Raw genomic sequence first — 12,232 nt, forward strand, 5'->3', positions numbered from 1 at the left:
CGCGACCAGAAGGTCGGCCGCCGGATCGACCGCCTCATAGCCTTTGCGGAGGGCTGCCACGCAGTCGGCCTCGCTCATCGCCGGGCTTTCGGTGAAGTCCGCGGTCGGCCGGTCAAGATCAAGCGCGTGGACATCGAGCTTGGCCCCGAACGCCTTGGCGAGCTGATTGATCGCCGCCCCGCCATGCGCGAAGTTTGCAACCATCTGCACCGTGACCTCGGGCGGAAAGGCCGAGACGCCCCTGGCCGTAACCCCATGATTCCCCGCGAAGATCACGATCTGCGGCCGATCGGCATGGGGCTTATCGGTGCCCTGCCAACCCGCCATCCAGATCGCGAGGGACTCCAGCCGACCGAGAGCGCCGGGGGGCTTGGTCAGCTGGCCGTTCCGGGCCTCTGCGGCCGCAATGGCTGCAGGATCGGGGGCGGGAAGGTCGGCAAGAAGTGCCTGAAACTCGGCCAAAGACTGGAACGGCATCATTTTCTCCCGGTTGATCCTTTTGCCGCTAGGGGCTACCCCATGGCCCAAGGGAAGGCCAGCCGGGATCAGCCGCTTTGACCACGCTTCGCGACATTGCGCTAAGGCTGCCCGCTGACCTTCTGTCGGCCTTCGCTTTGCTGACCCGCCTGCCCATGCCGAACCATCGGGGGACCGGAGCGGGTTCGGCCTGGGCCTGGCCGCTGGTTGGCGCGGTTCTGGGCGCGCTGGCCGCAGGGGTGGCCAGTCTCGGCCTCTGGCTTGGTGTGACCGCGGGCGTCACGGCCGTGCTGGTCATTGCGGCGCTTGTCCTTCTGACCGGCGGGCTGCACGAGGACGGCCTATCGGACACCGCGGACGGGCTTTTCGGCGGCTGGACGCGTGAGCGGCGGCTCGCGATCATGAAGGACAGCCGGGTCGGCAGTTACGGGGCGCTCGCGCTGGTCCTGGTGACCCTTGCCCGCTGGTCGGCATTGCTGCCTCTGGTCTTCGAGGGCCATTGGGCGGCACTGGTGGCAACCGGGGCGCTGAGCCGTGCGCCGATGGTGCTGATCATGGCGGTCCTTCCCAATGCCAGGGGCGAGGGGTTGTCGCATGCGACGGGGCGGCCGTCCTTGCGGGTGGCGCTCGTCGGTATGTCGATGGCTGTGGCCATCTCCATTCTCCTCGCCGGGTGGGCCACGCTGCCGATGCTTCTGGCGGCGGGGGCCGTGACCCTGCTTCTTGCGCTTTCCGCGCTGCGGCGGATTGGCGGGCAGACCGGGGATATCCTTGGGGCGTCCCAGCAACTGGCCGAGGTTGCATGCCTTGCCGTCCTCGCAGCCCGCGCGGGGTAGGCCTGCGTTATCGCAGGGGCTCGCCCTCTGGCATTTGTCACACTTGCGGGATAGATGCACCAACGAGAGCCTGCAGGATGCCGCCATGACCGATTTCGATTTCTCGGATGCCATCTCTTCGATCGAGGACATCATCGAAGACGCCCGCAACGGGCGGATGTTCATTCTGGTCGACCACGAGGACCGCGAGAACGAGGGCGACCTGGTGCTGCCTGCCCAGATGTGCACCCCGTCCGCCATCAACTTCATGGCCACGCACGGGCGCGGGCTGATCTGCCTGGCCCTGCCGGGCGAGCGGATCGACGCCCTGGGCCTGCCGCTGATGAGCCCGAAGAACTCCAGCCGCCATGAGACCGCCTTCACGCTGTCCATTGAAGCGCGTGAAGGGGTGACGACCGGGATTTCCGCCGCTGACCGGGCGCGGACAGTGTCGATCGCCATCGACCCGACCAAGGGTGCTGCCGATATCGCGACGCCGGGGCATATCTTCCCTTTGCGCGCGCGGGACGGGGGCGTGCTGGTCCGGGCGGGCCATACCGAGGCTGCAGTTGACGTCAGCCGGTTGGCGGGGCTGAACCCGTCTGGCGTGATCTGCGAGATCATGAACGACGATGGTTCGATGGCCCGGTTGCCGGACCTGATCGCCTTTGCACAGCGTCACGGGCTGAAGATCGGCACGATCAGTGACCTCATCGCCTACCGGCGGCGGAACGACAACCTGGTCCGCGTCACGACCGAGCGGACGATCGCGTCGGAATTCGGCGGCGACTGGACGATGCGGATCTATACCGACGTGACCGAGGGCGCCGAGCATGTGGTGCTGGTCAAGGGCGACATCGGTGGCGGCGAGCCGGTGCTGACGCGGATGCACACGCTTGACCCGCTTCTGGACGTCGTGGGCCTTGGCCCCGCCGGCCGGACCCAGGAGTTCGGCGAGGCGATGCGGCTCATCGCGGCTGAGGGTCGGGGGGTGCTGGTGCTGCTGCGCGACCTTCACATGAAGCTTGCCTCGGACAGCGAGGTTTCGCCGCAGACGCTGCGGCAGTATGGTCTTGGCGCGCAGATTCTGGTGTCGCTGGGGCTGCATGAGCTGATCCTCTTGACCAATTCCCCGAAGCCCAAGGTCGTGGGCCTGGAAGCTTACGGTCTGTCCATCGTCGGCACGCGCCGGATCTCGGAGTAATCATGGCTGGATCGGAAACCCATTACACGATGCCGCTGCCAAGCTTTGCGAAGCCGGTGAAGCTGCTGATCGTCGTGGCGCCCTACTACAAGGACATCGCCGACAATCTGGTGGCGGGTGCCCGGGCGGTCGCTGCCTCTTGCGGGGCCGAGGTCGACCTTGTGGAAGTGCCAGGCGCGCTGGAGCTGCCGTCGGCAATCGCGCTGGCCGAGCGGCTGGCGGACTATGACGCTTACGTTGCCCTTGGCTGCGTGATCCGCGGGGAGACGACGCATTACGACACGGTCTGCAATGACTCGTCCCGCGCGCTAAGCCTTCTGGGGCTGCAGGGCGCCTGTATCGGCAACGGCATCCTGACGGTCGAAAACATGGCGCAGGCCGAAGTGCGGGCGGACCCGAAGGGCGCGAACAAGGGCGGCGGTGCCGCAGCGGCCGCCTTGCACCTGGTGGCGCTTTCGCGCAAATGGGCCGGGAAAACCAAGGGGATCGGCTTTCGGGCATGAAGATCGACAAGCGCCAGATGAAATCCGCAGCCCGGCTTTATGCCGTGCAGGCCCTCTTTCAGATGGAAGCCTCGGGCCAGACGGTCGAGGGCGTGACGCGCGAGTTCGAGACGCATCGCTTTGGCGCGACCTACGAGGAAGGCGAGTTCGCCGAGGGCGATGTGGAGCATTTCCGCGCCGTGGTCGCTTCGGCGGTCAACTGGCAGGCGAAGATCGACCAGATGACCGACCGGGCGCTGGTTGCGGCCTGGCCGATCGACCGGATCGACCCGGTGCTGCGGGCGCTGTTCCGCGCGGCGGGGGCCGAGATCGTGGACATGGTCACACCCCCCAAGGTCGCGATCACCGAATATGTCGATGTGGCGAAAGCCTTCTTTCCGGACGGGAAAGAGCCTAAATTCGTGAATGCCGTACTTGACCATATGGCGCGGGAAGCCAAGCCTGAGGCGTTCTGATCCGTCCAATGGGTCGGCCCTTTGAAGGAGTTGCCCATGCGCCGCCTGCTTGTCCTTGCTCTTGCGATGATGCCCGCCATGTCCACTGCCCAGACCATCACCGGGAAAGATTGGGAGCTTCTGGCCATCGACGGCGTGTTCTTCGACGCCCAGGCGACCATGCGGATCGAACCGGATGGCAGCATCACGGGCAAGGCGCCCTGCAACAGCTGGGGGACGGGCAATGCGGCCGAGCTTCCCGAGCTTGCGATCAAGGGCATCCGCGCGACGCGAAGGGCCTGCGACAAGCTGGCCGAAGAACAGGCGTTCTTCGATGCGCTTGCGCTGATGACTTCGGCGAAGATGGACGGCAGCCGGAACCTCATCCTGACCGGGCCGGACGGGCGGACGATGGAGTTCGTCACCGAGGTGATGAACAGCATGACGGTCTGCAAGACCTGCCCGCCCAAGGATTGATCACCGGCAAGCCGACCGCCCCCGATTGGGGCCTTGGCTGCCCAAACCGCACCTGCGGGGATGGACCAAATCGCGGCTTTGCGCCATATCACGGCGGTCTTGAAGCCACCAAAGGCCCGAAATGCTCAGCCGCCAGTCCATTGCCGAGTTCCTTGACCGCCCCCAGGTCGCGCGCTTCATCATCGCGGTGATCCTGATCAATGCCGTGACGCTGGGGCTGGAGACCTTTCCGACCGTGATGGAGCGAGCGGGCGGCCTGATCCTGACGATCGACCATATCTGCCTGGGGATTTTCGTCGCCGAACTTGCTGCCCGGCTTTACGCGCTTGGCCTGCGGTTCTTCCGGTCGGGCTGGAACGTCTTCGACTTCGTGATCGTCGGTATCTCGCTCTTGCCCGCCACCGGGGGCTTCTCGGTCCTGCGGGCGCTGCGCATCCTGCGGGTCCTGCGGGTCATTTCGGTGACGCCGAGCTTGCGCAAGGTCGTTGACGGCCTTGGCCGCGCGCTTCCGGGAATGGGGTCGGTGTTCCTGCTGATCCTGATCATCTATTACATCGCCGCGGTGATGGCGACGAAGCTTTTCGGCGCAAGCTTCCCCGAGTGGTTTGGCAGCCTTGCGACCACCTCGTTCACGCTTTTCCAGATCATGACGCTGGAAGGCTGGTCAGGCGAGATCGTCCGCCCGGTGATGGAGGTCTACCCTTACGCCTGGGCGTTCTTCGTGCCTTTCATCCTGATCACGACCTTTGCCGTTCTGAACCTGATCGTCGGCCTGATCGTCAATTCGATGCAGGAGGCCGCATCCGAAGACGAACGCGAAGAGACGCAGGCGTTTGAGGCCAAGGTGCTGGAGCGGCTGGCAGAGATCGAGCGGAAGCTGGACCAGAAGTCCTAGAGCAATCGGCTCCTATGGAACCGCTCCTCGAGCACTTCGTGCACTCCTCGCTGCGCCCTCTTCCGACGAGTGCACGAAGTGCTCGAGGAGGTGACGACAGAAGAACGCGCGAGGCGTCATGGCGATAGCGGGGCCGTTCGAGCCGGTCTGGCTCTAGCCGCGGTTCGCCTCAAACAGTGCCGCAGCCCGGTCGAAGAAGCGTTTCCGGGTGGCCGGGCCTTCCATCATGATCTCGTGTTCGGCGCCGGGGTGCAGGTCAAGCTGGCCATTGGCCCAGCTGGCCATGCGCAGATGCACGGATGCGACGTCAACGACCTTCTCGGCCGTTCCAAGGGCGCAGATCGTCGGCACTTTTGGTGCGGGCATCCTCGCCATCGCCGCGCATTCCCTTAGTGCCGCCCCAAGCCAGGCAATCGACGGCCCCCCAAGCTGAAGGTCCGGGACTTCCCGCACCTGGGCGCGCATGTAATCCCACATCTCCCTATCGGTCGTCAGCACGTTGCCTTCGAACGGCACCTGCAGAAGGTAGGTTTCGCAGCTGGTGCTTGGAGCATAGCGGTGGGCAAAGCCAAGGGGGCGGGCAAGTGCCGTCACCACCGACGCCACCGGCCGAAGCCAGGCGGCCATCGAGATCCCCCACATCGGCGCCGAAAAGGCTGCGGCCTTGACCGGCAGGCCGCGCAAAAGCCCGCGCAGACCAATGCAGCCACCCATGGAATGCGCCATCAGGTAGTAGGGCTTGGGCAGACCAGCCCGTCCAGCCTCGGCGAGCATGGCATCGAGGTCTTCCTGATACTCGGCGAAATCGTCCACATGCCCCATGTGCCGATCCGGCAGCGCGCGGTCGGCCAGGCCCTGGCCGCGCCAGTCGATGGTGATGACCGAATATCCGCGCGCGATCAGATCGCCCGCCGCACGCCCGTATTTCTCAACGCATTCCGTGCGGCCGGGCAGAAGGAGCACGGTGCCCTTGTCCCCGGCCTTCCACGAGGCGACGCGGACCCGCACGGACCCGACCTTCAGCCAGACCGCCTCTGCCCCATCCGGCGCCTCGGCCAGGTCGGCATAAAACGGAGCCGCGTTGAACGGCGCAGCTATCACCCCAGCACCGAACCGAGCTTCATCGCCAATCCCATATTGCCGTCGACCGCAAGCTTGCCGGTCATGAAGGCCGAGGTCGGATTCATGTCGCCATCGAGAATCGCGCGGAAGACGTCGGCATCGGCAGTCAGCGTCACATCGGCCTCATCATCGCCCGCGCGGACCCCCGCACCGTCCATCATGATCGACCCTTCGCCGTTGATCACGAACTTGGCCACACCGTCGAATCCGCCCGACAGCTTGGCGGACAGTGCCTTTACTGCAGCATCGATCATTTCGCTCATGCAAGTCTCTCCTTCGTTACCCCGCAGATACTGGCAATCTGGCGCGGATCGGTTACTTTCGTGTTATGCGTCTCTGGCCCCGCCTTCTCAATCATATCGTTGCGGCACTTCTGCCGCTTTTCCTGACTTGCGCCGTGGCTTTTGCCGAGGATCAAGCCAAGCTTGACGAGCTTTTCACCCGGCTGAAAGCGGCGGGCGAAGAAGAGGCGGGCCGGATCGAGACCGAAATCTGGATCGAATGGTCGAAATCGGGCTCTCCGGCGATGGATCTTCTGTTGCAGCGCGGGCGCGATGCGATGGAACTTGGCGACAGCCTGCAGGCCATCGAACACTTCACCGCGATCATCGACCACGCCCCCGATTTCGCCGAGGCCTGGAATGCGCGGGCGACAGCGTACTACATGACTGGCGAATTCGGGCCCTCGATCGCCGATATCGGCAAAGTGCTGACGCTGAACCCGCGGCATTTCGGCGCGCTTTCCGGTCTTGGGATGATTCTGGAAGAAAGCGGCAAACCCGACCGCGCGCTTGAGGCCTACAAGGCCGCCCTGGCAATCCATCCGCATCTTCAAGGCGCGGTCGAGGCGGTCGAGCGGCTTGAGACCCAGGAAGAGGGTCAGGAGCTCTAAGTCATGGACGCCACCCGGCGGGTGACGGCGGTCCTTGGGCCGACGAACACCGGCAAGACCCATCACGCGATTGACCGCATGCTGGCCCACCGCACCGGCGTCATCGGCCTGCCGCTGCGATTGCTCGCGCGCGAGGTCTATGACCGGATCGTGGCCCGTGTCGGCCCGTCGGTCGTGGCGCTGGTCACGGGGGAAGAGCGCATCGTTCCCGACCGGACGCAGTACTGGGTCTGCACGACCGAGGCGATGCCTTTGGAGATCGGGGCCGATTTCGTCGCCGTGGACGAGATCCAGCTTTGCGCTGACGCCGACCGGGGGCATGTGTTCACCGACCGGCTGTTGCGCGCGCGGGGGTTGAACGAGACGCTGTTCCTGGGGTCGGACACCATGCGTGGGGCGATTGCGGGCCTGGTGCCGCATGTGACGTTCCTGAAGCGCGACCGGATGTCGACGCTGAAATACGCAGGGTCGAAGAAGATCAGCCGGATGCCTGCGCGGTCGGCAATCGTGGGGTTCTCGGTCGAGAACGTCTATGCGATTGCCGAGCTGATCCGCCGTCAGAAGGGTGGCTGTGCGGTCGTGATGGGTGCGCTTAGCCCGCGGACCCGGAACGCCCAGGTGGCTTTGTATCAGAACGGCGACGTGGATTACCTGGTCGCGACCGATGCTATCGGCATGGGTCTGAACCTCGACATCAAGCACGCGGCGTTTTCGGCCACGGCGAAGTTCGACGGCCGCCGGATGCGGGCTTTGTTTCCCCACGAGCTGGCCCAGATCGCGGGGCGTGCCGGGCGGCATACCGAGGACGGGACATTCGGCGTCACTGGCGAAGCGCGGCCCTTCGACGACGACCTGGTCGAGGCGATCGAGAACCACCGCTTCGCCCCGGTCAAGAAGCTCCACTGGCGGAACGAATCGCTGGACTTCGGCACCGTGGACCGCCTGATCCGAAGCCTGGAAGAGCCGACCTCGAACGACTGGCTGACCCGCGCGCGCGATGCTGATGACCTTCTGGCGCTGAAAGCGCTCTCGGCATTGCCCGAAGTGCAGGACAAGCTTACCGAACCGAAGCGCGTGCAGCTTCTGTGGGATGTCTGCCGGATTCCGGACTTCCGGTCGTCCACCGGCCCGGAACACACCACGCTTCTGACCCGTATCTTCGAGTTTCTGGTGGGTCGGGGCCTAGGCGGGGGCCGCATCCCCAGCGACTGGCTGGCGCAGGCGATCAAGCGGATCGACAAGACCGAGGGCGACATCGACGCTTTATCGCGCAGGCTGGCGCATATCCGCACCTGGACCTACGTCACTCAGCGGAAAAACTGGGTCGAAGACGAAAGCCATTGGCGCGACGAAACGCGCGCTGTAGAAGACCGCCTGTCGGATGCGCTCCACACGGCACTGACACAACGATTTGTTGACCGGCGGACGAGCGTTCTCCTCCGCCGGTTGAAGCAGAAGGAGGCTCTGGTGGCCGAAGTGAACGACAAGGGTGAAGTGACGGTCGAAGGCGAGTTTGCCGGGAAGCTTGAAGGTTTCCGCTTCAGCCAGGATGCCAGCGCCACGCCCGACGCGGCGCGCACGCTGGCCCAAGCGGCACTTCAGGCGCTGAAGCCCGAGTTTCACCTTCGCGCCGACCGCTTCTACAACGCTCCCGATACCGAGCTTGATTTCACCGAGCAAGGCGGCCTCATGTGGGGCTCCTCTGCCGTTGGCAAGCTGGTGAAGGGTGCCGAGGCCGCGAAGCCGTCGGTCGAGGCCTTCGTCGACGAAGAAGCCGGTCCCGAGGTCGTCGAGAAAGTCCGCCGCCGCCTCCAGCACTTCATCGACCGCAAGGTCGCCGCCCAGTTCGAGCCGCTTCTGGCCATGGGCCGGGACGAAGCCCTGACCGGCCTCGCCCGCGGCTTTGCTTTCCGGATCGCCGAAGCAATGGGCGTCCTGCCGCGCGATACCGTGGCCGCCGAGGTAAAGGAGCTGGACCAGGAGGCGCGTGGCGCGCTGCGCAAGCACGGCGTCCGCTTCGGCCAATTCACCATCTTCCTGCCCGCCCTTCTGAAACCCGCGCCCACAAGACTGCGTCTGGTGCTCTGGTCGCTCTGGAACGGCCTGCAGGAATTCCCCGAAAGCCCGCCTCCAGGTCTGGTGACGATCCCGAACGTCACGGAAGTGCCGAAGCAGCACTACACCCTCGCCGGCTACCACCCCGCAGGCACCCGCGCGATCCGTATCGACATGCTGGAGCGCCTGGCCGATATCCTGCGGCAAAAGGACAGCCGTGCCGGGTTCGAGGCGACACCCGACATGCTGTCGATCACCGGCATGACGCTTGACCAGTTCGCCGACCTGATGGCGGGCCTCGGCTACAAGGGCGAAAAGGCCGAACGGTTGAAGGTCAAGACGACCGAGGCGCCCAAGGCCCCGGAGATTTCCGAAGAGGCGGCAGCGGCGATTGCTGCAGGCCTGCCGATCCCCGAGGAAGTTTCGATCCACGCCCCCGCGCCCGAGCCCGAAGGCGAACCCGCGGCGCCCGAGATGGAGGCGTTCTACACCTTCACCTGGGCCCCGAAACCCCGGCACCAGCGCCCCGAGCGCGGCCCCCGGCCCGAACGCAAGGAAGGCGAAGCCCGCGCCCCGCGCGGCGACCGTCCGAAAGGCGACCGCCCCCAGGGCGAGCGTCCACAGGGAGAGCGTCCGCAGGGCGAGCGTCCCAAGGGTGACCGCCCGAAAGGCGACCGTCCCAAAGGCGACCGCCGCGATGACCGCAAGGGCGGCAAGCCCCCGCGCGAAGAGCGGCAGAAGTCGTTCGAGGCCCGCCCGCCCCGCGCCGAAAAGCCGATCGACCCCGACAACCCCTTCGCAGCGCTCCTCGCGCTCAAGGGCAAGGTCTGAGGTTTGGCCGGCCCATCGGGCAAAGCACATCCCTCGCCCGAGCCGAAACTCCGGCTCGACAAATGGCTCTGGCAGGCGCGGTTCTGCAAGAGCCGCACCCTTGCGGCAACGCTGGTGTCGGAAGGCCATGTCCGGGTGAACGGCACGCCCGTCAGCCGTCCTGGCCGCGATGTCAGTCCGGGCGATGTCCTGACGTTTCCGCAAGGCGACCACATCCGCGTGGTCCGCATCCTGGCCCTTGGGCAGCGCCGCGGCCCGGCCACCGAGGCGCAGAATCTGTACACTGATCTTGACACCGGGCCTGGGACGCTCCACCTGCTTGAATGATCCGCTTGCGTGCACTAGCAAGCTGACAAACGTTCCGCATCAGAGCCCGCCCATGACCTATGTCGTCATCGAAAACTGCATCGCCTGCAAATACACCGACTGCGTCGAGGTCTGCCCGGTCGACTGTTTCTACGAGGGCGAGAACATGCTCGTCATCCACCCGGATGAGTGCATCGACTGCGGCGTCTGCGAACCGGAATGCCCGGCGGATGCGATCAAGCCCGACACCGAGCCGGACATGGAGAAATGGGTGACGTTCAACCGCAAGTACTCGGTGCAATGGCCGGTGATCGTGACGAAAAAGGACCCGCTGCCCGGCTACGAAGAACGGGACGGTGAGACCGACAAACTGCAGAAGTACTTCTCGGAAGCGCCCGGTACGGGTGGCTGACGCCAGCAACCGATTCGGGTCGTTCCGGCCGCACGAATCAGTTACGGCAGAAGAAGTACAGATAATTCAATGCGTTACGGCTGAACTGCCAAGTTTCGCGGCAGTTGGAATCAACGCCGATTTGTGTTATGATTTGTTTACAAACAAGCATGGAAGCCTGACACCGGCTTAGAGCGCATCGCCTGAGCCCAATTCCTTTGTGACAATCTAGCTCCACACGCCTGGACGAGGGGTCCAGGGCGCGAGGAGTTTTGTTGCGGAGGGGGCCTCCTTACTGGGGAAAGTGCCGAATGACCAAATCGAAGAAGCCTGAATTCCGCCCGAACGATTTCGTGGTGTACCCCGCGCATGGCGTGGGCAAGATCATCTCGATCGAAGAACAGCAGATCGCCGGGATTCAGCTGGAGCTTTTCGTCATCTCGTTCGAAAAGGACAAGATGACGCTCCGCGTGCCCACGCACAAGGCGCTGGACATCGGCATGCGCGCCCTTTCGGGCCCCGATGTGATCACGAAGGCGCTCGACACGCTGAAGGGCAAGGCCAAGGTCAAGCGCGCCATGTGGTCGCGCCGGGCGCAGGAGTACGAGCAGAAGATCAACTCCGGCGACCTTCTGTCGATCGCCGAAGTGGTCCGCGACCTCCACCGCACCGACGACCAGCGCGAGCAGTCCTATTCCGAGCGTCAGCTCTATGAAGCTGCGCTGGAGCGCCTGACCCGCGAAGTGGCAGCCGTGTCCGGTGTGGATGAGGCCGGTGCGGCGAAGACCGTCGACAACGTGCTGGTCGGCCGCGCGGCCTGATCCGGCTTCAGTGGAAACAGAACGGCGGTCCGAAAGGGCCGCCGTTTTTCATTGCGGGCGCTTTGCGAGATAAAGGCGGCGCAGGTAGAACAGCATCCCGCCCAGCCCCATTGCAATCGCACCAGTCGCCGTTCCTTGGACGAAGCGCTGCCAGCTCGGAAGGATGTAGTAGTCTTGGCCCGGCAATGGCTTGGGCTTAGTCCCAGCCCAATTGGTCTCAATCGCATAGAGATGGAGCGCAACCAAGATCGTGTAGAGGCCGACCAGAACCAGCACCCGCTGAAGGACCAGAAGGACCACGTCCCCAGCCCGCCTCACCCGAAATACCGCTCCGCCGACAGATACCCCGCGAGCCGCCCCGCCCCGCACCAGTCCCGCTCCAGCGACATATCCCCCACCAGCAGCACCTGATCCGACGGCACCTTGCCCAAAGCCGCGCGCAAAGCCGCCCGCATTTCGCCGAAGCCCGCCAGCGCATAGGGAGCCGCATGCGCCCTATCCAGCAGCAAGGGATTTGCGGCCTGCACCATCCCCGGCAACAGCGGAGCCACGGCCAGCGCCACCCGCCCGCAATTCACCACTGCAAGCTTCGCCGCCCTCTCCTCCGGCATCGCGGGTTTCAGCACCGAGACCCGCAAGGCATTGGAAGAAAACAGAAACGCCACCACATCATGCCCGGTCGCCGCCCGGACCGAGGCATAGGTCCTGTACTCCAGCCCCAGCTCCCGCGCCCGCTTCACCCGCAGCCTCACCACCTGAAGCGGCAGCACCGGCAGCAACTGCTCCCGCGCAGCACTCCAGCAATGCCGCCGCCAGCTGACTCCGCCCGCCATGGACGGCCCGCCGTTATGCCCGATGTCAGCCATCACAAAACCCACCGCATTCGATTCAAATTTTCATTCATCTTTGCGCAAATATCCCACGGGAGGTCTGGAGGGTGTGAAACCCTCCAGTCCCGGCTCAGTCCCATTCCCGAAGCCGCGCCACATAGCGCGCCATCGTGTCGACC

The 12,232-nt window shown here is 64.8% G+C and carries 16 protein-coding genes; 11 read left to right on the plus strand and 5 right to left on the minus strand.

Annotated features, from left to right (window positions below):
• Nucleotides 1–480, minus strand: a 480-nt coding sequence (locus tag ACRCSW_RS22090; protein ID WP_438707808.1) for a nicotinate-nucleotide--dimethylbenzimidazole phosphoribosyltransferase, incomplete at its 3' end; no start/stop codon positions are given.
• Between the two features lie 74 nt (nucleotides 481–554).
• Between ACRCSW_RS22090 and cobS the strand changes: the two genes are divergently transcribed.
• From cobS to ACRCSW_RS22120, 6 genes are all read left to right on the plus strand, one after another.
• On the plus strand, nucleotides 555–1,313 hold the full coding sequence (gene cobS, locus ACRCSW_RS22095) for an adenosylcobinamide-GDP ribazoletransferase (RefSeq protein WP_438707809.1): 759 nt from the start codon (nucleotides 555–557) through the stop codon (nucleotides 1,311–1,313).
• A gap of 85 nt (nucleotides 1,314–1,398) precedes the next feature.
• Nucleotides 1,399–2,496 (plus strand): 3,4-dihydroxy-2-butanone-4-phosphate synthase, encoded by a 1,098-nt coding sequence (gene ribB, locus ACRCSW_RS22100; RefSeq protein WP_438707810.1) that lies wholly within the window; start codon nucleotides 1,399–1,401, stop codon nucleotides 2,494–2,496.
• 2 nt (nucleotides 2,497–2,498) lie between these two features.
• On the plus strand, nucleotides 2,499–2,999 hold the full coding sequence (locus tag ACRCSW_RS22105; protein WP_438707811.1) for a 6,7-dimethyl-8-ribityllumazine synthase: 501 nt from the start codon (nucleotides 2,499–2,501) through the stop codon (nucleotides 2,997–2,999).
• The gene (gene nusB, locus ACRCSW_RS22110; protein WP_438707812.1) at nucleotides 2,996–3,454 is read left to right on the plus strand and encodes a transcription antitermination factor NusB; all 459 of its coding nucleotides are present in this window, start codon (nucleotides 2,996–2,998) and stop codon (nucleotides 3,452–3,454) included. The genes ACRCSW_RS22105 and nusB overlap by 4 nt, the downstream gene beginning before the upstream one ends.
• Nucleotides 3,455–3,490: 36 nt before the next feature.
• The gene (locus ACRCSW_RS22115; protein ID WP_438707813.1) at nucleotides 3,491–3,910 is read left to right on the plus strand and encodes an META domain-containing protein; all 420 of its coding nucleotides are present in this window, start codon (nucleotides 3,491–3,493) and stop codon (nucleotides 3,908–3,910) included.
• 121 nt (nucleotides 3,911–4,031) lie between these two features.
• A complete protein-coding gene (locus ACRCSW_RS22120; protein WP_438707814.1) occupies nucleotides 4,032–4,805 on the plus strand; it encodes an ion transporter in 774 nt (257 codons plus the stop codon).
• A gap of 153 nt (nucleotides 4,806–4,958) precedes the next feature.
• Here ACRCSW_RS22120 and ACRCSW_RS22125 read toward each other — a convergent pair whose 3' ends face one another.
• Complete coding sequence (locus ACRCSW_RS22125; RefSeq protein ID WP_438707815.1) at nucleotides 4,959–5,906, minus strand: alpha/beta fold hydrolase; 948 nt, start codon at nucleotides 5,904–5,906, stop codon at nucleotides 4,959–4,961.
• Entirely contained in the window at nucleotides 5,903–6,190 is a 288-nt protein-coding gene (locus ACRCSW_RS22130; RefSeq protein ID WP_438707816.1) for an SCP2 sterol-binding domain-containing protein, read from the minus strand. Before ACRCSW_RS22130 ends, ACRCSW_RS22125 begins: the two co-directional genes overlap by 4 nt.
• Nucleotides 6,191–6,255: 65 nt before the next feature.
• Here ACRCSW_RS22130 and ACRCSW_RS22135 point away from each other — a divergent pair, with 65 nt between their 5' ends.
• The 5 genes from ACRCSW_RS22135 to ACRCSW_RS22155 all read left to right on the plus strand — a co-directional run bounded on the left by ACRCSW_RS22135 (nucleotide 6,256) and on the right by ACRCSW_RS22155 (nucleotide 11,223).
• Nucleotides 6,256–6,819: a tetratricopeptide repeat protein gene (locus tag ACRCSW_RS22135; protein ID WP_438707817.1), complete on the plus strand. Its 564-nt coding sequence runs from the start codon at nucleotides 6,256–6,258 to the stop codon at nucleotides 6,817–6,819.
• Nucleotides 6,820–6,822: 3 nt separating this feature from the next.
• Nucleotides 6,823–9,705: a helicase-related protein gene (locus tag ACRCSW_RS22140; protein ID WP_438707818.1), complete on the plus strand. Its 2,883-nt coding sequence runs from the start codon at nucleotides 6,823–6,825 to the stop codon at nucleotides 9,703–9,705.
• A 3-nt stretch (nucleotides 9,706–9,708) separates the two neighbouring features.
• Entirely contained in the window at nucleotides 9,709–10,032 is a 324-nt protein-coding gene (locus ACRCSW_RS22145) for an RNA-binding S4 domain-containing protein (protein WP_438707819.1), read from the plus strand.
• Nucleotides 10,033–10,084: 52 nt separating this feature from the next.
• Nucleotides 10,085–10,423, plus strand: a complete 339-nt coding sequence (gene fdxA, locus ACRCSW_RS22150; protein ID WP_438707820.1) for a ferredoxin FdxA — start codon at nucleotides 10,085–10,087, stop codon at nucleotides 10,421–10,423.
• Between the two features lie 290 nt (nucleotides 10,424–10,713).
• A complete protein-coding gene (locus tag ACRCSW_RS22155; RefSeq protein ID WP_438707821.1) occupies nucleotides 10,714–11,223 on the plus strand; it encodes a CarD family transcriptional regulator in 510 nt (169 codons plus the stop codon).
• Nucleotides 11,224–11,271: 48 nt separating this feature from the next.
• Here the strand turns inward: ACRCSW_RS22155 and ACRCSW_RS22160 are convergent, their stop codons facing one another.
• Both ACRCSW_RS22160 and ACRCSW_RS22165 read right to left on the minus strand, forming a co-directional pair.
• The gene (locus ACRCSW_RS22160; protein WP_438707822.1) at nucleotides 11,272–11,541 is read right to left on the minus strand and encodes a hypothetical protein; all 270 of its coding nucleotides are present in this window, start codon (nucleotides 11,539–11,541) and stop codon (nucleotides 11,272–11,274) included.
• Nucleotides 11,538–12,089, minus strand: coding sequence for a hypothetical protein (locus ACRCSW_RS22165; RefSeq protein WP_438707823.1), 552 nt, complete (start codon nucleotides 12,087–12,089; stop codon nucleotides 11,538–11,540). The genes ACRCSW_RS22160 and ACRCSW_RS22165 overlap by 4 nt, the downstream gene beginning before the upstream one ends.
• Between the last annotated feature and the right edge of the window lie 143 nt (nucleotides 12,090–12,232).

It is taken from the genome of Tabrizicola sp. (assembly GCF_051645465.1).
Taxonomy (GTDB): Bacteria; Pseudomonadota; Alphaproteobacteria; order Rhodobacterales; family Rhodobacteraceae; genus Tabrizicola.

Coding starts and splice junctions, on each gene's coding strand:
- ribB (WP_438707810.1), top strand. CDS start 1,399: ATGACCGATTTCGATTTCTCGGATGCCATCTCTTCGATCGAGGACATC.
- ACRCSW_RS22105 (WP_438707811.1), top strand. CDS start 2,499: ATGGCTGGATCGGAAACCCATTACACGATGCCGCTGCCAAGCTTTGCG.
- nusB (WP_438707812.1), top strand. CDS start 2,996: ATGAAGATCGACAAGCGCCAGATGAAATCCGCAGCCCGGCTTTATGCC.
- ACRCSW_RS22115 (WP_438707813.1), top strand. CDS start 3,491: ATGCGCCGCCTGCTTGTCCTTGCTCTTGCGATGATGCCCGCCATGTCC.
- ACRCSW_RS22120 (WP_438707814.1), top strand. CDS start 4,032: ATGCTCAGCCGCCAGTCCATTGCCGAGTTCCTTGACCGCCCCCAGGTC.
- ACRCSW_RS22130 (WP_438707816.1), bottom strand. CDS start 6,190: ATGAGCGAAATGATCGATGCTGCAGTAAAGGCACTGTCCGCCAAGCTG.
- ACRCSW_RS22135 (WP_438707817.1), top strand. CDS start 6,256: ATGCGTCTCTGGCCCCGCCTTCTCAATCATATCGTTGCGGCACTTCTG.
- ACRCSW_RS22140 (WP_438707818.1), top strand. CDS start 6,823: ATGGACGCCACCCGGCGGGTGACGGCGGTCCTTGGGCCGACGAACACC.
- fdxA (WP_438707820.1), top strand. CDS start 10,085: ATGACCTATGTCGTCATCGAAAACTGCATCGCCTGCAAATACACCGAC.
- ACRCSW_RS22155 (WP_438707821.1), top strand. CDS start 10,714: ATGACCAAATCGAAGAAGCCTGAATTCCGCCCGAACGATTTCGTGGTG.
- ACRCSW_RS22165 (WP_438707823.1), bottom strand. CDS start 12,089: ATGGCTGACATCGGGCATAACGGCGGGCCGTCCATGGCGGGCGGAGTC.